Below are 19504 nucleotides of genomic sequence, written 5' to 3'. Positions count from 1 at the left end.
GGCGCGGCGGCCGGTGGCGGTAAGCCGGGCGGGCGGGACAACCCGACACCGGCGGCCCGGCAGCCGGCGACAGCCGGTGGCGCACCGGTGAGCAGCGCCATCGCCGCGGCTCGCGCGGCGGCGGCGGGGCGCGGTGTGCGTACCGGAGCGGCAGCCCGGCCCGTCGCGGACGCCGAATGGGCCGGCGAGCCTCCCTATGACCCGGACTTCGACGGCCCGACGCGCGGTGGTCGGCCGGGCGGCGCGGCCCCGGCGGCCCCGGTCTACGAGGGGTTCGACCCGGGCGACGAGCCGTTGGACGAGGTCATCGACGAGAAGACCGCCCGGGAGTCCAGCGAGGAGCAGGCGGTACGGCTGCTCCGGGAGACCTTCGGCGCGGAAAAGATCAACGAGGTAGACGCCCGCTAGCCGCCGCCCCGCGAGCGGGGGCGGGGGTCTCGGCCAGCAGGACTCCCAGGCCGCAGGCCCAGAGGGGGAAGGGCAGCACGGCGACCCGTTCCATGCCGCCCACCCCGATCCCGATGCCCTGCTGGGCGAAGAACAACACCGTCCCGACCAGGGCGATGAGCCCGGCGGTGAGGGTGAGCGGTCGCCACCGGCCGAGCGTCGTGGTGCCCGGGGCGAAGCTGGCGAGGAGTAGGCCGACGTTGCCCAGGCCCATGATCAGGAATGCGCCGAGGACGTGCAGGTTCTCGTCGACGTCGGCCGGGTAGAGGGCCGCCAGGGCGTACCCGCCGGTGGCCAGGAGCAGGAGCGTCTGGGCCGAGCGCACCACGCCGCCGCGGCCGAGGAGTCGCCAGGTCAGCAGGAGCCCGACGGCGAGCAGCACGGCGGTGAGCAGCATCGCGGCGTTCATCAGCGGGTGCCAGGGTGAGCAGACGTAGCGGGGCCGGGTGGTGTCCCAGATGCCGCAGTGGACGTTGCCGAGGTCGCTGATGTTGTGCAGGGCCCAGCTGTAGGTCGGCTCGCGCCACCGCAGGCCGGTGACCAGGCTGGCGACGAGGAAGATCGGCGCGGCGACGGCCCAGCACAGCGCGCCGACCCGGCCGGTGGGGTGGAGGTTCATGCCACGAGCACACCAGCGCGACGGCAGTGGGCGCACTACCAGCAGATGGCCGGTTCGGGGTAGAGGTAGCCGTACCCGAGGGCTCGGCGTGGGCGGACGCCACCGGGCGGGGCGGGGTCGGTCCCAGCGGATAGGCTGGGCGGCGGCCGAGCAGACGAGTGCGAGAAGGAGCCATCCGTGCGCCCAGGTGGACAGCCGAACATGCAGCAGATGCTGAAGCAGGCGCAGAAGATGCAGCAGCAGATCGCCGCCGCCCAGGCTGAGCTGGCCGAGGCCGAGCTGACCGGCACCGCCGGCGGTGGGCTGGTCACCGCGACCGTCTCCGGCTCCGGTGAGCTCAAGGCCATCAAGATCGACCCGAAGGCCGTCGACCCGGATGACGTGGAGACGCTGGAGGATCTGGTCGTCGCGGCCGTGCACAACGCCGCCGAGGCGGCCCGGGAGCTGACCGAGCGCAAGATGGGCCCGGTCGCCGGTGGCATGGGCGGCCTCGGCCTGCCCGGTTTCTGAGCCGGCAGATGTACGAAGGTGCCATCCAGGACCTGATCGACGAGCTGGGTCGGCTGCCGGGCGTGGGCCCGAAGAGCGCTCAGCGGATCGCGTTCCACGTCCTGTCGGCGGATCCTGCCGACGTCAACCGGCTGGCCGGCGCGCTGCGCAAGGTCAAGGAGCTGGTGCGGTTCTGCACGACCTGCTACAACGTGGCCGAGTCTGAGCAGTGCCGGATCTGCCGAGACCAACGCCGCACCCACGAGGTGCTGTGCGTGGTGGAGGAGCCCAAGGACGTCGTGGCCATCGAGCGCACCGGTGAGTTCCGCGGTCGCTATCACGTGCTGGGCGGCGCGATCAATCCGCTGGAGGGCATCGGCCCCGACAACCTGCGCATCAGGGAGCTGCTGATCCGGCTCAGTGGTGGCGAGGTGCGGGAGTTGATCCTGGCCACGGACCCGAACACCGAGGGCGAGGCGACCGCCACCTACCTCGCGCTGATGGTGAAGCCGATGGGCATCGCGGTGACCCGGCTGGCCAGTGGGCTGCCGGTCGGCGGCGACCTGGAGTACGCCGACGAGATCACCCTGGGCCGGGCCTTCGAGGGTCGCCGGGCCGTCTGACATCCGTCCACGGCTGATGGCCGGCACCCGAACCGGGGTGTCGGCCATCGTCGTGTCGGTGCCCGTCACTGCCCGGAATTGATCTGACACTTGATCCCTCATCGGGGCTGTTCGACGTAACAGTTTGGCATCGCGGTCGCGGATTGTTCGGTTTTCTTGGCTGTTTACCTTCGAATCGAATGTCAAGCGGCGGTTGAGGCACGATCCGATACCAACCGTCCACCTGGCGGTTTCCGGGTGGACGCAACGGGAGCTATGGTCACCGCCATCGGTGACCCCTGTCACCACGTTGTCCGTACCCCCAAGGACGAGGTGAAGCACACATGCGTGCACCCAGGCCGAAGGTCGCGATCGCGGCCATCGCGGTCGCGGCCCTCGCGGTAGCAGGCTGCGCCGAGAGCAACCGCGACGACGACAAATCCGGCGGTAGTAAGAAGGACACCCTCGTCTTCGGCGTCGCCGGAGACCCGAAGGTGCTCGACCCGAGCTTCGCCAGCGACGGCGAGTCGCTGCGTGTGGCCCGTCAGGTCTTCGAGACCCTGGTCCGACCGGAGGAGGGTGGCACGAAGGTCACCCCCGGCCTGGCCGAGTCCTGGACCCCGGACGCCGCCGGCACCACCTGGACCTTCAAGCTCCGCTCGGGCGTGAAGTTCCACGACGGCACCGACTTCAACGCCGAGGCCGTCTGCGTCAACTTCAACCGCTGGTACAACGCCAAGGGCCTCATGCAGAGCCCGGACGTGACCGCGTACTGGCAGGACGTCATGGGTGGCTTCGCCAAGAACGAGAGCGAAGACCTGCCGCCGAGCCTCTTCAAGTCGTGCGCCGCCAAGGACGCGACCACTGTGGACCTGGCGTTCACCCGCGTCTCCAGCAAGGTCCCGGCCGCGCTGATGCTCCCCTCGTTCTCCATCCACAGCCCGAAGGCGCTGCAGGAGTTCGACGCCAGCAACGTCGCGGGCACCGCCGAGGACATCAAGTACCCGGCGTACGCGACGGCGCACCCGACCGGCACCGGCCCGTTCAAGTTCAAGGCCTGGGACGTCGCCAACAAGACGCTGACCCTGGAGCGCAACGAGGACTACTCGGGCGCCAAGGCCAAGCTGAAGACCCTGATCTTCAAGACGATCTCGGACGAGAACGCCCGCAAGCAGGCGCTGCGCTCCGGTGACATCCAGGGCTACGACCTGGTTGGCCCGGCCGACGTCGAGCCGCTGAAGGGCGAGGGCTTCAACATGCTCACCCGCCCGGCGTTCAACGTGCTCTACCTGGCGATCAACCAGAAGGGCAACCCGAAGCTCGCCGACATCCGTGTCCGGCAGGCCATCGCGTACGCCCTGAACCGTCAGCAGCTGGTCACCTCCAAGCTGCCGCCGGGCGCCAAGGTCGCCGACAACTTCATGCCGGACACCGTCGAGGGCTGGAGCGGCGACGTTCCCAAGTTCGCCTACGACCCGGCCAAGGCGAAGGCGCTGCTGGCCGAGGCGGGCGCGTCGAACCTGACGCTGAAGTTCCACTACCCGACCGAGGTCACCCGGCCGTACATGCCGAACCCGAAGGACATCTTCGAGTTGCTGTCGGCGGACCTGAAGGCGGTTGGCATCACCGTCGAGGCGATCCCGCTCAAGTGGAGCCCGGACTACCTCAACGCCACCACCTCGGGCAGCAAGCACGACATCCACTTCCTGGGCTGGACCGGTGACTACGGCGACGCCTACAACTTCATCGGCACCTTCTTCGACCGTCCGAAGGACGAGTGGGGCTTCAACAACAAGGCCCTGTTCGACCAGTTCAAGGACGCGGACGGCACCGCCGACATCGCGGCCCGGACCGAGAAGTACAAGGCCCTGAACAAGTCCGTGATGGAGTTCCTGCCCGGTGTGCCGATCTCGCACTCGCCGCCGGCGATCGTGTTCGGCAAGGACGTGACCGGCGTCAAGGCGAGCCCGCTCACCGACGAGCGGTACGCCACCGCCGAGTTCAAGTAAGTCCTGATCTGACGCAGCAAGGAACGCGGGCGGGCGCTGTCGCACAGCGCCCGCCCGCAACCCTCCGCACCCCTTCGAGGCCGCCGTGTTCCGGTTCATCGTCAGGCGCCTGCTTCAGCTGATACCCACGCTGTTCGGGCTCTCCCTCCTGCTCTTCATCTGGCTCCGCCGGCTCCCCGGCGGCCCCGAGACCGCCATCCTCGGCGAGCGCGGCACGCCCGAGATGCGTGCCGCCATCCGCCGCAACATGGGGCTCGACGAGCCCATCCTGGTGCAGTACGGCCGGTTCGTCCGACGGATGATCAAGCTCGACCTGGGCACCTCGACCTCCACCAAGCGGGCGGTCACCACGGAGTTCATCGAGCGCTTCCCCGGCACCGTCGAGCTGACCATCACCGCGATGATCATCGCGATCGGCGTCGGCATCCCGCTGGGCTATCTGGCAGCCCGCCGTCGCGGCCGGTTCCTGGACCACGCGTCCGTGGGCGGCTCGCTGATCGGCATCTGCATCCCGGTTTTCTTCCTGGGCTACGTGCTCAAGGCCATCTTCTCGGAGAACCTGCACTGGTTCCCGTCCAGCGGTCGGCAGGACCCGACGCTCGGGGCGACCCGGGTCACCAACTTCTTCGTCCTCGACGGGTTGATGACCCGCGAGTGGGACGCCGCCGCCGACGCGCTCTGGCATCTGGTGCTGCCCGCCATCGCGCTGGCCAGCATCCCGCTGGCGATCATCGTCCGGATCACCCGGGCGAGCGTGCTGGAGGTGCTGAACGAGGACTTCGTGCGCACCGCCGAGGCGAAGGGCCTGACCGAGCAGACGGTCCGTCGTCGGCACGTGCTGCGCAACGCGATGCTGCCGGTGGCCACCTCGATCGGTCTGCTCGCGGGCGGCCTGCTCTCCGGCGCCGTGCTGACCGAGACCGTCTTCGCCTTCAGTGGCATCGGAGCTTTCGTCGCCGAGGCCATCGGCCAGCGCGACTATCCGGTGCTGATGGGCTTCATTCTGATCATCGCGGTGGTGTACGTGCTGGTGAACCTCCTGGTGGACCTCTCCTACAGCTTCATCGACCCGAGGGTGAGGGTGCGATGACGCTCAGCCCGGGCAAGAAGCGCGAGAAGATCGACCGGCTCTCCGAGCTGGCCGCCCGTGACGACGAGCGCGGCGTCAGCCTCTGGCAGGAGGCGTTCCGCCGGCTGCGCGGCAACCCCGCGGCGATCGTCGGCGCCGTCATCCTGGCGCTCTTCGTGCTGGTCGCTGTCGTCGGCCCGTTCCTCGTCCCGTACGCGGCGACGGACACGATCGGCATCCGGGAGGGGCTGATCAAGCCGGGTGTCATTCCCGGCCCGAACGGCGACCACTGGTTCGGCTACGACCACCAGGGCCGTGACGAGTTCAGTCGGATGATCGTGGGCGCCCGCCAGACCCTGCTGGTCGGTGTGGTCTCCACCCTGATCGGCCTGGCGATCGGCGCGCTGATCGGTGGCGTCTCCGGTGCCGCGGCCGGCCTCGGTGGCCGGTGGGGTCGCTGGATCGACACGACCCTGATGCGGTTCATCGACATGCTGCTGGCGATGCCGAGCCTGCTGCTGGCGGTGAGCATCGCGGCCCTGCTCGGGGCCAGCCTGACCACGGTGATGATCGCGGTCGGCGTGGTCTCGGTGCCGGTGTTCGCCCGGCTCCTGCGCGGCTCGATGATCTCCCAGGCCAACAGCGACTACGTGCTGGCGGCCACCTCGCTCGGTGTGAAGAAGTCGAAGATCGCGCTGACCCACGTGGTGCCGAACTCGCTCGCCCCGGTGATCGTGCAGGCCACGCTGACCCTGGCCACCGCGATCATCGAGGCGGCGGCGCTCTCCTTCCTCGGCCTCGGCAACCCGGACACGGCCGTACCGGAATGGGGGGTCATGCTCGCCGACGCGCAGCAGTACCTCGGCATCCGGCCGTCACTGGCGATCTACCCGGCCGTCGCGATCATCATCACCGCGCTCGGTTTCACCCTGCTCGGTGAGGCGATGCGCGAGGCCCTCGACCCGAAGCTGCGGAAGTAGGCCCCCAATGGCACTGCTTGAAGTTGACGACCTGTCCGTCACGTTCGCCCGGCGCGGCCAGCGGGCCGTGCACGCGGTCGACGGGGTGTCCTTCTCGGTCGACGCCGGTGAGGTGGTCGGCCTGGTCGGCGAGTCCGGCTGCGGCAAGAGCGTCACCTCGCTCGCGATCATGGGTCTGCTGCCGAAGCAACCCGGCCTCCGGGTCGGCGGCAAGGCCGTCTTCGACGGCACGGACCTGCTCCAGCTCGACGACCGGTCGCGGCGGGACATCCGTGGCCGGGACATCGCGATGATCTTCCAGGACCCGCTCTCCTCGCTGAACCCGGTGATCCCGATCGGGTTGCAGGTGACCGAGGTGCTGACCCGGCACCGGGGGATGAAGGGCGCGGCCGCCGCGAAGGAGGCGGCGGCGCTGCTGGACCGCGTCGGCATCCCCGACCCGAAGCGGCGGCTGAAGGAGTACCCGCACCAGCTCTCCGGTGGTATGCGCCAGCGGGCGCTCATCGCGATGGCGGTGGCCTGCCAGCCTCGGCTGCTCATCGCCGACGAGCCGACCACCGCGCTGGACGTCACCATCCAGGCCCAGATCCTGGAGCTGCTCAAGGAACTGGTCCGCGACTCCGGCACCGCGCTGCTGATGATCACGCACGATCTGGGCGTGGTCGCCGGCATGTGCGACACCGTCAACGTGCTCTACGGCGGTCGGGTGGTGGAGACGGCCCGCCGCCGTCCACTGTTCCGCCAGCCGCGGCACCCGTACACCGTGGGTCTGCTCGGCTCGGTGCCGCGCCTGGACGCCGGGCGGGGCGAGAAGCTCAACCCGATCCCCGGTTCGGTCCGCGACCTGCTGCCCTGGCCGGACGGCTGTGCCTTCGCCCCGCGCTGCGCCCGACGGATCGACGAGTGCGTGGGCGAACCGCCGCAGTTGGTGCACACGCACGACGGACGTAGCTACCGGTGCGTCAACCCGGAGCCGGTGCCCGGCACGGTGCCCGCCCCGCGCGAGGAGGAACAAGCGTGAGCGAGCGTAGCGAGCGAACCATCAGGCACAGCAGTGCGGCGCCTCGCGCCAGCGCGGAGCGAAGCGGAGTGCTGGCGTGAGTGACAACGACATCCTCGTCGAGGTACGCGACCTGAAGGTGCACTTCCCGATCAAGCGGGGTGTGCTCTTCGACCGGGTGGTCGGCCACGTGAAGGCCGTCGACGGGGTCGATCTGAGCATCGCGCGTGGAAAGACGTACGGCCTGGTCGGCGAGTCCGGCTGCGGTAAGTCCACGCTCGGTCGGGCGCTGCTCCAGCTCACCCCGCCGACCGCCGGCGAGGTGAGCTTCGACGGCGTCGAGCTGACCACGCTGGCATCGGGCAAGCTGCGCAACATGCGTCGCCGGATGCAGATGATCTTCCAGGATCCGATGTCGAGCCTCGACCCCCGGCAGAACGTCGAGTCGATCCTGACCGAGGGCCTCCAGACCCACGGGATCGGCACCGACCGCACCGACCGTCGGCGGATCATCGGGGAGACCCTGGACGCGGTGGGCCTGCCCCGCTGGGCGCTCTCCCGCTACCCGCACGAGTTCTCCGGCGGGCAGCGGCAGCGCATCGGCATCGCCCGGGCGCTGGTGCTCGGGCCGGAGCTGATCGTCGCCGACGAGCCGGTCTCGGCGCTCGACGTCTCGATCCAGGCCCAGGTGGTCAACCTGCTCGACGAACTCCAGGACAGCCTGGGGCTGACCTACCTGGTGATCGCGCACGACCTCGCGGTGGTCCGGCACATCTCCGACACCGTCGGCGTCATGTACCTGGGCGCGCTGGTCGAGGAGGCGCCGAGCGACCGGCTCTACACCGAGCCGCTGCACCCGTACACGCGGGCGTTGATGTCCGCGGTGCCGGTGCCGGACCCGGACGTGGAGGACCGTCGGGAGCGGATCCTGCTGGCCGGTGACCTGCCGTCGCCGGCCAACCCGCCGTCCGGCTGCCGCTTCCACACGCGCTGCCCGTGGGCACAGCCGACCCGCTGCGCCGACGAGCGGCCCGTGCTGCGGGACATCGGCGTCAGCCGGGTGGCCTGCCACTGGGCCGAGCAGATCGCCAGCGGCGAGCTGCGCCCGCACGGGGTCAGCGCGCAGATCGTCCGCCCCGAGGGCGAGGGGGACGCGCCGGCCGTCGTCTCCGCGCCCACCGAGCCCGGCTCGTACGTCTGAGACTGGACGCGGTGCCGGCGGCGTCGGGGTGCTCAGCCCTCCGGGCGGTTGAGCAGGCCCACCGCGACGTCGTGCACCGCGTCCAGCCCCGCCGGGTCGGCCAGCGCCACCGATGCGCCGGTGACCGCGTACCACTCGTCGGCGTCCTTGTACTGCACCCGCAGGGTGACCTTGCCGTCCGCGTACTCGGTGCGCAGGGTCAGGTCGCCGGTGACGACGCCGACCTCGTCGGTCATCACACCGCCGGGGCCGGGCACGATGTCGGTGGTGCGGCTCTGCGGACCAGCGGCCGGGGCGCCGCTCTGCGGACCAGCCGCACCACCCGAATCGGCGACCATGCCGGCACCCGGCACGGCTGCGGGGGTTTCGGCGGTGCCGTCCGCGGTCATGCCGGCGGCGGCCGGGCCGCTCTCCTCGGCGGCCGTCACGACTCGTTTCCCACTGTGCAGCCCTCCAACATGTCGGTCAGGGCAGCCTTCTCGGCGCTGGTCACCGTCAACCGCCAGTAGTGCTTGACCGTCACCCAGCTTTCGGCGTACTTGCACCAGTACTCGCGGTTCGCCGGCTTCCACTGGGACGGGTCCTGGTCACCCTTTGCCCGGTTGGACGACGCGGAAACCGCAATGAGCTGCGGACGTGTCGTGTCGTTGGCGAAGTCGCCGCGCTTCTGGTCGTCCCACTCGTCGGCACCCGAGCGCCACGCGTTGGCCAACGGCACCATGTGGTCGATGTCCACATCGGCGGGATCGGCGGCGCTGCGGCCGTCGTACACGCTCTCCCAGCGACCATCGACCACGTTGCAGCCGGAGAGCTTCACGTCCTTGCCGTCGCGCTGGAGGATGCTGTCCCGCACGTCGCAGTTCTTGCCGGTGTCCCGCCAGTGCGGAAAATGGTCCCGGCTGTAGCCCTTCATCGAGCCGGCGGTGGCGACGGTGAGCTGACCAAGCTGCTGCACCGCATTGCCGCCGTCGCTCGACGGCGGAGTGTCCGGCTCGTCCTGCGGGACGCAACCGGCCACGCCGAGCGCCAGCGCCGCGGCGAGCGCGATCACCGCCGCTCGCGGTCCTGATGTGGTACGCACAGACGACACCTCTCCAGCTTGCGGTCTCCCGGCGATTGCGCACAGTACCCGGGGATGGTTTTGGCATTTCGTGGCGTCTCCCACATGATGCAGGGCAGATTGGTGGGATGACCGCACCCGTACCGGCGCCTGCCCTCAGGATGGGCACCGCCGCCGGCCGTGGGACGCTGCTCGCCGCCGTACTCGCCTCAGGCATGGTCTTCCTCGACAGCACGGTCGTCAACGTGGCGCTGCCGAAGCTCGGGCAGGATCTCGGCGCGAACGTGGCCGATCTCCAGTGGACCATCAACGGCTACCTGCTGATGCTGGCGGCGTTCGTGCTGCTCGGCGGTGCACTCGGGGACCGCTTCGGCCGGCGACGCATCTTCCTCATCGGCGTGGTGTGGTTCACCGCCGCGTCCGTGCTGTGCGGGCTGGCCCAGGGCACCGGCTGGCTGATCGCGGCCCGGTTCCTCCAGGGTGCCGGTGGCGCGTTGCTCACGCCCGGGTCGCTGTCGGTGCTCCAGGCCAGCTTCCACCCGGACGACCGGGGCCGGGCGATCGGCGCCTGGGCCGGGCTGTCCGGGGTGTCCACCGCGCTCGGCCCGTTCATCGGGGGCTGGCTGATCGACACGCTCTCCTGGCGCTGGATCTTCTTCCTCAACCTGCCGATCGCCGTGCTGGTGGTGCTGGCCACGATGCACTGGGTGCCGGAGAGCCGCGACGAGAGCGCCTCCCGGACCGCAGGGCCGGGGCGGACCCGGCGGCGGTTCGACGTCACGGGAGCCCTGCTCGGAGCACTCGCGCTCGCCGGCGTCACGTACGCCCTGATCGACGCCCCGGCGCGCGGCTACGACTCCGCGCCGGTGCTGATCGCGGCGCTGGTCGGAGTGGTGTCGGCGGTGTCCTTCGTCCTGTTGGAACGGCGACGTGGCGATGCCGCGATGCTGCCCACCGGACTGTTCAGCAGCCGGCTCTTCTCGGTGCTGAACATCTTCACCGTGGTCGTCTACGCGGCGCTCGGCGGCTTCACCTTCTTCTTCGCCGTCTACCTCCAGAACGTGGTCGGGTGGTCGGCCTTCCGCACCGGCATCGCGCTGCTGCCGATGACGCTGCTGCTGCTGGTCGGGTCCGCCCGCGCCGGAGCGTTGTCGGCGCGGATCGGGCCCCGGCTGCCGTTGACCATCGGGCCGGTGGTGGCCGCGGTCGGCCTGTTGCTGCTGCGCGGGGTGGGACCGGGCGCGTCGTACTGGACCGACGTGCTGCCCGGGGTGCTGCTCTTCGGCATCGGGCTGACCCTGGTCGTGGCACCGCTGACCGCGTCGGTGCTGGCCGCCGTGCAGGACCGGTTCTCCGGAGTGGCCAGCGGCTTCAACAACGCCGCGTCCCGGGCCGGCGGTCTGCTCGCGGTGGCGGCGCTGCCGCTGCTGGTCGGCCTCTCCGGCGGCGGGTACGAGCAGAAGGCCGAGCTGACCGACGCGTTCCGGGGCGCGATGGAGTGGTGCGCCGGCCTGCTCGTGGCCGGGGCGGTGCTGGCCCTCGTGCTGGTGCACCGACCGCCCCGGGCAGCCCCGCCGTCGCAGCCCTGCCACTCGATGCCCGCCGCGACACCCCCGAAGTAGCTGCCCCGGGGGTGTCGCGGGCGGATCAGCGGCGGGCGCCGTTGACGGCGCTGGTGACCGCCTTGATCGAGGCGGTCACGATGTTGGCGTCGGTGCCGACACCCCAGACCGTCCGGCCGTCGACCTCGCACTCCACGTACGCGGCGGCCTGCGCGTCCCCACCCGAGGAGAGCGCGTGCTCGTGGTAGTCGAGCACCCGCACGCCCACCCCGACCGAGTGCAGCGCGTTGACGTACGCGTCGATCGGGCCGTTGCCGACCGCGGCGAGCGAGCGCTGCTCGTCGCCCACGCCGACCTGGGCCTCGATCTCGACCTTGCCGTCGATCGTGCCGATCGTGTAGCTGGCCAGCCGGACCGCCGGGTCGGGCTGGTGGTCGAGCAGGTAGTGCGTCGCGAAGATCTCCCACATGGTGCCCGGGTCGACCTCGCCACCGTCGTGGTCGGTGACCTGCTGCACCACCCCGGAGAACTCGATCTGGAGCCGCCGGGGCAGGTCCAGTTGGTGCTCGCTCTTCATGATGTACGCGACGCCGCCCTTGCCGGACTGCGAGTTGACCCGGATGACCGCCTCGTAGGTGCGGCCCAGGTCCTTCGGGTCGATCGGCAGGTACGGCACCGCCCAGGTGTGCTCGTCCATCGGTACGCCGGCAGCCTTCGCGTCGGCGGCCAGGGCGTCGAAGCCCTTCTTGATGGCGTCCTGGTGGGAGCCGGAGAAGGCGGTGTAGACCAGGTCGCCCGCGTACGGGTGGCGCTCGTGCACCGGCAGTTGGTTGCAGTATTCGACGGCGCGCCGGATCTCGTCGATGTTCGAGAAGTCGATCATCGGGTCGATGCCCTGGGAGAAGAGGTTGAGCCCCAGCGTCACCAGGTCGACGTTGCCGGTGCGCTCACCGTTGCCGAACAGGCAGCCCTCGATCCGGTCCGCGCCCGCCAGCAGGCCCAGCTCGGCGGCGGCCACCCCGGTGCCCCGGTCGTTGTGCGGGTGCAGGCTCAGCACCACGCTGTCGCGGCGCGGCAGGTGCCGGTGCATCCACTCGATCGAGTCGGCGTACACGTTGGGGGTGGCCATCTCGACGGTGGCCGGCAGGTTGATGATCAGCGGCCGGTCCGGCGTCGGGTCGATCACGTCGATCACCCGGGAGCAGACCTCCAGCGCGTACTCCAGCTCGGTGCCCGTGTACGACTCCGGCGAGTACTCGTAGAAGATGTCGGTGTCCGGAGTGTGGATCTCCGCGTACTTCTGGCAGAGCCGCGCGCCGGTCGTGGCGATGTCGGCGATGCCGTCGCGGTCCAGGCCGAAGACCACCCGACGCTGGAGGGTGGAGGTCGAGTTGTAGAAGTGCACGATCGCCCGCTTCGCGCCGCGCAGCGACTCGAACGTCCGCTCGATGAGGTGCTCCCGGCACTGCGTGAGCACCTGGATGGTCACGTCGTCCGGGATCATGTCCTGTTCGATGAGCTGCCGGACGAAGTCGAAGTCGGTCTGGCTGGCCGACGGGAAGCCGACCTCGATCTCCTTGTAGCCCATCTGGACCAGCAGCTGGAACATCCGCCGCTTGCGCTCGGGCGACATCGGGTCGATCAGCGCCTGGTTGCCGTCGCGGAGATCCACCGCGCACCACCGGGGGGCGGCCTCGACAGTGCGGGTGGGCCAGCTGCGGTCCGGCAGCTCGACCCGGAACTGCTCGCGGTAGGGCTGGTAGCGGTGGTACGGCATCCGGCTGGGGCGTTGCCGAGCGATCGGATCGGTCTCGGCGTCGGTGACAGGTTGAGCCATCTCAGAGTGCTCCCTGGAACATGTGGCGTCAGCAGATCGGAAGGTGTCGGCGAGATGCCGGGCGACGATGCGCGGCGGTGCCGAGAAGAAACTCGGATGTGCTGGACGGCGCGATGCGACTCCGCGACGAGGTGCCGGCCGGTCAGGCCTCGTCGCGGCGGCTAAGGAGGAGCAGCGCCTGCCACATGACCAGGTGACACTACGTGATGGAAGGGAGGGTGGGAAGGCAGGTCCGGACTATGGGACCGGAGTCATGGCCTGCTCCGCGGCCTCGGCACCCAGCCTCGGCGTGCGTCCGGCCCAGGTCACCACGGGTACGATCACCAGCCCGACCAGCACGAAGATCGCTGCAATCGGTAACCAACCCCAACCGCCGGTGCTCACCCCGAGCGCGGTCAGCCCGGCCGGGGCGATCAGGTACTGCACCTGCGTGCCGAGCCGGAACGCCCCCACGTACGCGCCGCGCTGGGCTGCCGGCGGCAGGGTGGCGGTGAGCCCCCAGGCGCCCGCCGACTCGATCAGCTCGGCCAGGATCAGCAGCGTCGCGGCGGCCACCAGCACCACCACGGTGAGCGCCCCCCGGGTGATCCCGGAGATCGGCAGGACCAGACAGAACAGGGCGATCAGCAGGGCGCCACGGCGAGAGGCCCGGGCCGCGCCCGACGCGGTGTCGGCGCCCCGGCTGGCGCGTACCTGGAGCAGCACGATCAGCACCGTGTTGAGCAGCACCAGCCCGGCGATCACCGTCTTCGGCGCGTCGGTGTGGCTGAGGATCCAAAGCGGCAGCACCGTCAGGTAGAGCGTCTGGTGCGCGGTGAGCAGCCCGGACAGCAGGGACACCACCATGAACGGGCGGTCCCGGAGCACGGCGAGCCGACTCATCGGCTCCGTCGGCCGGGCCACCTGCGGCAGCCGGGGCAGCCGCCGCACGAACAGGGCCGTGACCAGGAAGACCGTCGAGATGAACCAGACCATTCCCCGGTACGCCTCGATCGTGTCCACCGCCAGCACCACGCCGCTGATCACCGCGCCCAACCCGAAACCGACGTTCAGTGACGAACGCTGGTACGCCATCGCGGTGACCCGTTCGGCCGGGGGGAGCGCGTTGATCGAGTAGACCTGCCGGGCCACGCCGGTCGAGGCGTCCACCGCGGCCAGCGCCACCACCACGGCGAGGAACCCGGCGAAGCCGCCCACGAACGGGTAGGTCGCGAAGAGCGCCGCGTCCAGCACCAGCCCGACCACCCAGACCCGTTGTGGTCCGTACCGATCGGTGAGCCCTCCCAGCGGCACCGTGCCCAGCAGTGACACCCCGGCCGCGACGGACAGGCCCAGCCCGACCTGGGCGGCGCTGAGCCCGAGCGCCCGGGTGAAGAAGACGGCGCTGCCGGCGTGGAACAGGCCGCTGCCGACGGCGTAGACCATCGCCTGCACGGCCAGGGCGCGGGTCAGCCCGGCCGGCGGTACGACGTTTCGGACAGCGGTGCGGATGGTTTCTCTGGCCCCCATGGCCGGGAGTGAACCGTGCCCCCACGACGTCGGTCGAGCCTTTTAGGCTGAGGCAAATCCTGCGCCCGGGGGTGGCCTTGTCCGAGTTGCGGTTCACTCTGGCCGACGTGGCGGGTGTGCGACTCGCCGTGTCGCCGGTCAACGAGACGGTCATGAGCATGTGGGCGCTGGCCAGCCCGGTTCACTACCCGGTGCACCTGCCCTGGATCGACCGTGCCCGGGTGACCCTGCGTCGTCCGGAGGTGGCCGGCCGGGTCCGACCACTGGTGGAGCTGGCCCGGCCGCGTTGCTGGCTGCCCGACTTCCTCACCCCGGCGCCCCGGCCGAACGTGGAGATGGCCGAGCAGCTCGACCAGATCGCGGCGACGCCGCCGGAGGTGGTGGTCCGGGACCTGCTGGCGACTACCCCGCGCCGGCCGTTGGGCGCGTTCGGGCGGGCGTTGCTCACCGATCCCCGCGGGCTGCTGCCCCAGCTCGTGGACGCGGTGCGGGTCTGGCACGAGGAGGCGATCGCCCCGGACTGGCCGCGGATGCGCGCGCTGCTCGACGCCGACGTGGCGTACCGCGCCGCCCAGCTCGCCGAGGGTGGTGCCGGCGGGCTCTTCGAACAGCTCCACCCGAGCCTGCGCTGGCTCGGCGACCGGGTGGTCAGCGACGACCCATTCGAGCGGGACTTCGACCTTCGCGGGCGTGGGCTGGCGCTGAATCCGGCCGTGTTCTCCAACCGGCGGGTGCTGTGGAACCTGCTGGAGGATTCGCTGCCGGTCGGGGCGTACCCGGTCCGTGCGGTCGGCACGCTCTGGGAGGCGACCGCGCCGCCGCCCGGCGACCCGCTGGCACGGGTGATCGGCCCCGGCCGGGCCGCGCTGCTGCACCTGCTCGACAGCGCGACCACCACCACCGGCCTGGCCCGACTCACCGGGATGTCCGCCGGCAACGTCTCCCAGCACCTGGCCGCGCTGCACGCCGCCGGCCTGGTGCACCGGTCCCGGGAGGGTCGGCACGTCCTCTACCGCAACACCGACGCCGCGAGGGTCCTGCTCCGGGCGAGTCAGGGTGGATGACCCGACGGCGTGATCAGGCGAGCAGCAGGTCGGCGACCGGACGGCGGTGCCGCAGGCCGACTTCCTGGGCGCGCAGGTCGGCCGGGAGGGCGAACGGGTCCCCGAGCTGACCCACGGCGGCGACCACCAGTGGGCGGACGTCGCCGGGCAGGTCGAGTTCGGTCGTGAGGCCAGCCTGGTCGAAGCGGGTGAGCTGGCGCACGTGCAGGCCGAGCGCGGTGGCCTGCACCGTCAGGTGGGCAATCGCCTGCCCGAGGTCGTACGCGGCCCGCTCGGCGTCGACGCCGGCGTGCGCGCCGACCACCAGGGTGGCGGCGTGTCGGGCCCAACCCTGGTCGCTGCCCGGGAGGCTGACCAGGATCCGCTTCCAGGTCTCGTCGTCCCGGTGGCCGATGGCGAACCGCCAGGGCTGCCGGTTCTCCGTCGAGGGCGCCCATCGTGCGGCTTCCAGCAGCGAGGCCGCCTCGTCCGGGGTCAGCTCGGCGCTCGGGTCGAAGGCCCGAGGGCTCCAGCGGTAGGCGAGAAGAGGAGTGAGATCGGCCATGGGGAGAAGTGTGCCGTATGGGCGATTCGCCCCCGTTGCTGGGGAGGGGCCAAATGTGGGCAAGAGCACCCGTAACGGGACGAAGATCAGGGCGTTCCCGCGCTCGGGCTGTCCGACGGGTCAGGGGTCGGTGGCGCTGCGGTGTCGAGCGGGTCCCGGTCGACCACCACCGGGCCGGCGAGCTGCACAGTGGCCGGTGCCGGGCCGGGTGGTGCGGCCAGCCGCAGCGTCCCGGCTCCGGTCCGTACACCCGTCGGTGTGCCGTCTCGGTCGTAGCAGTAGATGCCCGCGTCCAGCGGGGCGTTGAGCGACGCCGAGGTGGAGTCCACCGAGTAGCAGGAGCCGGTGACACCCTCCGGCGCGGTGGCCGGGGCCACCGCCAACGGCGCCCGCCGGTCGGTGAGCACGTCCAGCCAGTCGGTGAGCGGATGCTGGATCCGGGGGTCCGACCGGCGCGGAATCGCCTCGTCGCGGTCACCGAGGCGTACGCAGCTCGCCGACTCCGGTCGGCCGACCGACGGCAGGGCGCACTGGAACAGCCCGTCGGCCGTCGCGGCCATCGAGACGTCCGCCTCGCCACCCAGGGCGCCGCCCGGCACGTCGACCCGCCAGCTCCCGTCGTTCGCGCTGGTGAAGACGATGGTGCGGTCCGGTTGACCCGGCCGGCTGTACACGTACTGCGCCACCAGGTGGCGGTCCTGGGCGGCCGCGGCCAGCGCGGCCAGCTCGTCCCGAGCCGCCTCCACCTCCACTGTCCCGGTGCCCGTGGGCAGCGGGCTCGGGGGCTGCGCGCTGGTGCAGGCGGCCAGGAGTGCCGGCAGGGCGATCACGAGCGGCCCGAGCACACGGCCGGTCGGGCGGATGAGGACGGGCACCGGCCCATTCTGGTGGGTGCGGGCCGCTGGTGGGTGCCGACGCGTACCGGCCCGTTCCGGCGTGTCGGACGAGGTCTCGTCCGCGTACCGCCCGACCTGGTGGGACCGGCCCCGCCGACCCCGCGCGGGCCGGATGGTGGGATCACCTGACCCGTCGTCGTTACCCGCCGGATACCCTCAAGGGGTCTGACACGCGCCGCCGGCCCCGGTTCCGGCGGCGTCGGCACGCTCAGGGTCACTGGGAGGGAGTGCACCGTCGTGGCACTCGTGGTGCAGAAGTACGGCGGGTCCTCCGTCGCCAACGCCGAGCGGATCAAGCGGGTGGCCGAGCGCATCGTCGCCGCCCGCAAGGCCGGCGACGACGTGGTGGTGGTGGTCTCCGCGATGGGGGACACCACCGACGAGCTGCTCGACCTGGCCAACCAGGTCAGCCCGCTGCCGCCGGGCCGCGAGCTGGACATGCTGCTCACCGCCGGGGAGCGGATCTCCATGGCGCTGCTGGCCATGGCCATCCACAACCTGGGGTACGAAGCCCGCTCGTTCACCGGCTCGCAGGCCGGCGTGATCACCACCTCGGTGCACGGTCGCGCGCGGATCATCGACGTCACCCCCGGGCGGCTCAAGGGCGCGCTCGACGAGGGTTCGGTGGTCATCGTGGCCGGCTTCCAGGGCGTCTCCCAGGACACCAAGGACGTCACCACTTTGGGCCGGGGCGGCTCGGACACCACCGCCGTGGCGCTCGCCGCGGCCCTGCATGCCGACGTCTGTGAGATCTACACCGACGTGGACGGCATCTTCACCGCCGACCCTCGGATCGTGCCCAACGCGCGGCACATCAAGCACATCACCTACGAGGAGACGCTGGAGCTGGCCGCGTGCGGCGCGAAGGTTCTGCACCTGCGTAGCGTGGAATACGCCCGTCGGGCGGGGTTGCCTATCCACGTCCGTTCGTCATACTCGACCAACACCGGCACGATGGTCACCGGATCGATGGAGGACCTTTCCGTGGAGCAGGCACTGATCACCGGAGTCGCGCACGACCGCAGCGAAGCCAAGATCACGATCGTCGGGGTGCCCGACGAGCCGGGTGCCGCCGCGCGGATCTTCGACACGGTCGCCGGCGCCGAGATCAACATCGACATGATCGTGCAGAACGTCTCCACCGAGGGCACCGGTCGGACGGACATCTCGTTCACCCTGCCCAAGACCGACGGCCCGACCGCCATGGCCGCGCTCAGCAAGATCCAGGAGCCGGTCAAGTTCAAGGGCCTGCTCTACGACGACCACGTCGGCAAGGTCTCGCTGATCGGTGCCGGCATGCGCTCGCACCCCGGTGTGGCCGCCGGCTTCTTCGCCGCGCTCGGCGCGGCCGGAGTCAACATCGAGATGATCTCCACGTCCGAGATCCGGGTCTCCGTGGTCTGCCGGGACACCGACCTCGACGCCGCCGTCCGCGCCATCCACGACGCGTTCGAGCTGGGCGGCGACACCGAAGCCGTGGTCTACGCGGGGACGGGTAGGTAGCGCCGATGACGGCGCTGCCCACCCTCGCAGTGGTCGGAGCGACCGGTGCCGTCGGCACCGTGATGTGTGAGCTGCTCACCGGGCGTCGCAACGTCTGGGGTGAGATCCGGCTGCTCGCCTCCGAACGCTCGGTCGGGCGCAAGGTGCGCTGCCGGGGCGAGGAGATGGTCGTCCAGGCGCTGACCCCCGAGGCATTCGACGGGGTCCACGTGGCGATGTTCGACGTGCCCGACGAGGTCTCCGCCGAGTGGGCACCGATCGCCGTCTCCCGAGGCGCGATCGCGGTCGACAACTCCGGCGCGTTCCGGATGGACCGGGACGTCCCGCTGGTCGTGCCCGAGATCAACCCCGAGCAGGTCCGCAACCGGCCCCGGGGCATCATCGCCAACGCCAACTGCACCACCCTCGCGATGATCGTCGCGGTCGCGCCGCTGCACCGCGAGTACGGCCTACGGGAGCTGGTGCTCGCCTCCTACCAGGCTGTTTCCGGCGCGGGCAAGTCCGGCGTCGACATCCTCCACGACCAGCTCGCCAAGGTCGCCGGCGATCGGGCGCTGGGCTCGCGCACCGGTGACGTACGGCAGGCGGTCGGCGACGACCTGGGCCCGTTCCCGGCGCCCATGGCGCTCAACGTGGTGCCCTGGGCCGGCTCCCCAGCCGACGGTGGCTGGTCGTCGGAGGAAATGAAGATCCGCAACGAGTCACGCAAGATCCTCGGCCTGCCCGACCTCAAGGTGTCCGCCACCTGCGTCCGGGTGCCGGTCGTCACCGCCCACTCGGTGGCCGTGCACGCGGTCTTCGCGACCGAGGTGGACGCCGAGGGCGCCCGCGAGGCGCTGCGCAACGCACCCGGGGTGATCCTCGTCGACGACCCCGCCGCCGGGGAGTTCCCGATGCCGATCGACGCCGTCGGCACCGACCCGTCCTGGGTCGGCCGGATCCGCCGCGCCCTGGACGACCCCCGCGCCCTCGACTTCTTCGTGACCGGCGACAACCTCCGCAAGGGCGCAGCCCTCAACACGGCCCAGATAGCCGAACTCCTAGCCAAAGAGCTAAAGAACCCCTAACCCGTGCCCCGTGCCGTGCCGTGCCGCGCCGCGCCCGCCCAACGCG

The 19504-nt window shown here is 70.8% G+C and carries 18 protein-coding genes and 1 pseudogene; 12 read left to right on the top strand and 7 right to left on the bottom strand.

The genetic code is table 11. The features are described 5' to 3' along the window. Nucleotides 1-408 (top strand): annotated as a pseudogene (locus tag LADH09A_RS19120) (DNA polymerase III subunit gamma and tau); the annotation flags it as partial. Here LADH09A_RS19120 and LADH09A_RS19115 read toward each other — a convergent pair. Further along, nucleotides 386-1066 carry a DUF998 domain-containing protein gene (locus tag LADH09A_RS19115; RefSeq protein WP_238646827.1) on the bottom strand — a complete coding sequence of 227 codons (681 nt, stop codon included), beginning with the start codon at nt 1064-1066 and terminating at the stop codon, nt 386-388. The pseudogene LADH09A_RS19120 and the gene LADH09A_RS19115 overlap by 23 nt on opposite strands. A gap of 201 nt (nt 1067-1267) precedes the next feature. On the opposite strand from LADH09A_RS19115, the gene LADH09A_RS19110 reads away from it, so the two are divergent. From LADH09A_RS19110 to LADH09A_RS19080, 7 genes are all read left to right on the top strand, one after another. Beyond that, the gene (locus tag LADH09A_RS19110; protein WP_007466279.1) at nt 1268-1576 is read left to right on the top strand and encodes a YbaB/EbfC family nucleoid-associated protein; all 309 of its coding nucleotides are present in this window, start codon (nt 1268-1270) and stop codon (nt 1574-1576) included. 8 nt (nt 1577-1584) lie between these two features. Continuing rightward, the gene (gene recR / locus LADH09A_RS19105; protein ID WP_238646826.1) at nt 1585-2178 is read left to right on the top strand and encodes a recombination mediator RecR; all 594 of its coding nucleotides are present in this window, start codon (nt 1585-1587) and stop codon (nt 2176-2178) included. A gap of 323 nt (nt 2179-2501) precedes the next feature. Further along, a complete protein-coding gene (locus tag LADH09A_RS19100; RefSeq protein ID WP_238646825.1) occupies nt 2502-4166 on the top strand; it encodes an ABC transporter substrate-binding protein in 1665 nt (554 codons plus the stop codon). Between the two features lie 85 nt (nt 4167-4251). Beyond that, entirely contained in the window at nt 4252-5256 is a 1005-nt protein-coding gene (locus LADH09A_RS19095; RefSeq protein WP_030328131.1) for an ABC transporter permease, read from the top strand. Further along, complete coding sequence (locus tag LADH09A_RS19090) at nt 5253-6215, top strand: ABC transporter permease (protein WP_091403413.1); 963 nt, start codon at nt 5253-5255, stop codon at nt 6213-6215. Before LADH09A_RS19095 ends, LADH09A_RS19090 begins: the two co-directional genes overlap by 4 nt. A 7-nt stretch (nt 6216-6222) precedes the next feature. Beyond that, the gene (locus LADH09A_RS19085) at nt 6223-7236 is read left to right on the top strand and encodes an ABC transporter ATP-binding protein (protein ID WP_238646824.1); all 1014 of its coding nucleotides are present in this window, start codon (nt 6223-6225) and stop codon (nt 7234-7236) included. Nucleotides 7237-7312: 76 nt separating this feature from the next. Further along, a complete protein-coding gene (locus LADH09A_RS19080; RefSeq protein WP_238646823.1) occupies nt 7313-8416 on the top strand; it encodes an ABC transporter ATP-binding protein in 1104 nt (367 codons plus the stop codon). 32 nt (nt 8417-8448) lie between these two features. On the opposite strand, the gene LADH09A_RS19075 is transcribed toward LADH09A_RS19080, so the two are convergent. Continuing rightward, nucleotides 8449-8865: a hypothetical protein gene (locus LADH09A_RS19075; protein ID WP_238646831.1), complete on the bottom strand. Its 417-nt coding sequence runs from the start codon at nt 8863-8865 to the stop codon at nt 8449-8451. After that, the gene (locus LADH09A_RS19070; protein WP_238646822.1) at nt 8841-9497 is read right to left on the bottom strand and encodes an HNH endonuclease family protein; all 657 of its coding nucleotides are present in this window, start codon (nt 9495-9497) and stop codon (nt 8841-8843) included. The genes LADH09A_RS19075 and LADH09A_RS19070 overlap by 25 nt, the downstream gene beginning before the upstream one ends. Before the next feature lie 107 nt (nt 9498-9604). On the opposite strand from LADH09A_RS19070, the gene LADH09A_RS19065 reads away from it, so the two are divergent. Further along, a complete protein-coding gene (locus LADH09A_RS19065; protein ID WP_238646821.1) occupies nt 9605-11098 on the top strand; it encodes an MFS transporter in 1494 nt (497 codons plus the stop codon). Between the two features lie 25 nt (nt 11099-11123). Here the strand turns inward: LADH09A_RS19065 and leuA are convergent, their stop codons facing one another. Both leuA and LADH09A_RS19055 read right to left on the bottom strand, forming a co-directional pair. Beyond that, nucleotides 11124-12875 carry a 2-isopropylmalate synthase gene (gene leuA / locus LADH09A_RS19060; protein WP_238646820.1) on the bottom strand — a complete coding sequence of 584 codons (1752 nt, stop codon included), beginning with the start codon at nt 12873-12875 and terminating at the stop codon, nt 11124-11126. A gap of 237 nt (nt 12876-13112) precedes the next feature. Next, a complete protein-coding gene (locus tag LADH09A_RS19055) occupies nt 13113-14384 on the bottom strand; it encodes an MFS transporter (protein WP_238646819.1) in 1272 nt (423 codons plus the stop codon). A 77-nt stretch (nt 14385-14461) separates the two neighbouring features. On the opposite strand from LADH09A_RS19055, the gene LADH09A_RS19050 reads away from it, so the two are divergent. Beyond that, a complete protein-coding gene (locus tag LADH09A_RS19050) occupies nt 14462-15448 on the top strand; it encodes an ArsR/SmtB family transcription factor (protein WP_238646818.1) in 987 nt (328 codons plus the stop codon). Nucleotides 15449-15461: 13 nt separating this feature from the next. Here LADH09A_RS19050 and LADH09A_RS19045 read toward each other — a convergent pair whose 3' ends face one another. Beyond that, nucleotides 15462-15992 carry a nitroreductase family protein gene (locus tag LADH09A_RS19045; protein ID WP_238646817.1) on the bottom strand — a complete coding sequence of 177 codons (531 nt, stop codon included), beginning with the start codon at nt 15990-15992 and terminating at the stop codon, nt 15462-15464. Between the two features lie 86 nt (nt 15993-16078). Beyond that, nucleotides 16079-16867 carry a hypothetical protein gene (locus tag LADH09A_RS19040; RefSeq protein ID WP_238646816.1) on the bottom strand — a complete coding sequence of 263 codons (789 nt, stop codon included), beginning with the start codon at nt 16865-16867 and terminating at the stop codon, nt 16079-16081. A gap of 258 nt (nt 16868-17125) precedes the next feature. On the opposite strand from LADH09A_RS19040, the gene LADH09A_RS19035 reads away from it, so the two are divergent. Beyond that, nucleotides 17126-18391 (top strand): aspartate kinase, encoded by a 1266-nt coding sequence (locus LADH09A_RS19035; RefSeq protein WP_088950592.1) that lies wholly within the window; start codon nt 17126-17128, stop codon nt 18389-18391. Nucleotides 18392-18396: 5 nt separating this feature from the next. Continuing rightward, the gene (locus LADH09A_RS19030; RefSeq protein WP_238646815.1) at nt 18397-19458 is read left to right on the top strand and encodes an aspartate-semialdehyde dehydrogenase; all 1062 of its coding nucleotides are present in this window, start codon (nt 18397-18399) and stop codon (nt 19456-19458) included. Nucleotides 19459-19504 lie beyond the last annotated feature (46 nt).

This window comes from Micromonospora cabrerizensis (assembly GCF_022230955.1).
In the GTDB taxonomy this organism is placed as follows: Bacteria; Actinomycetota; Actinomycetes; order Mycobacteriales; family Micromonosporaceae; genus Micromonospora; species Micromonospora cabrerizensis.
This window is presented reverse-complemented; position numbering and strand designations above follow the sequence as displayed.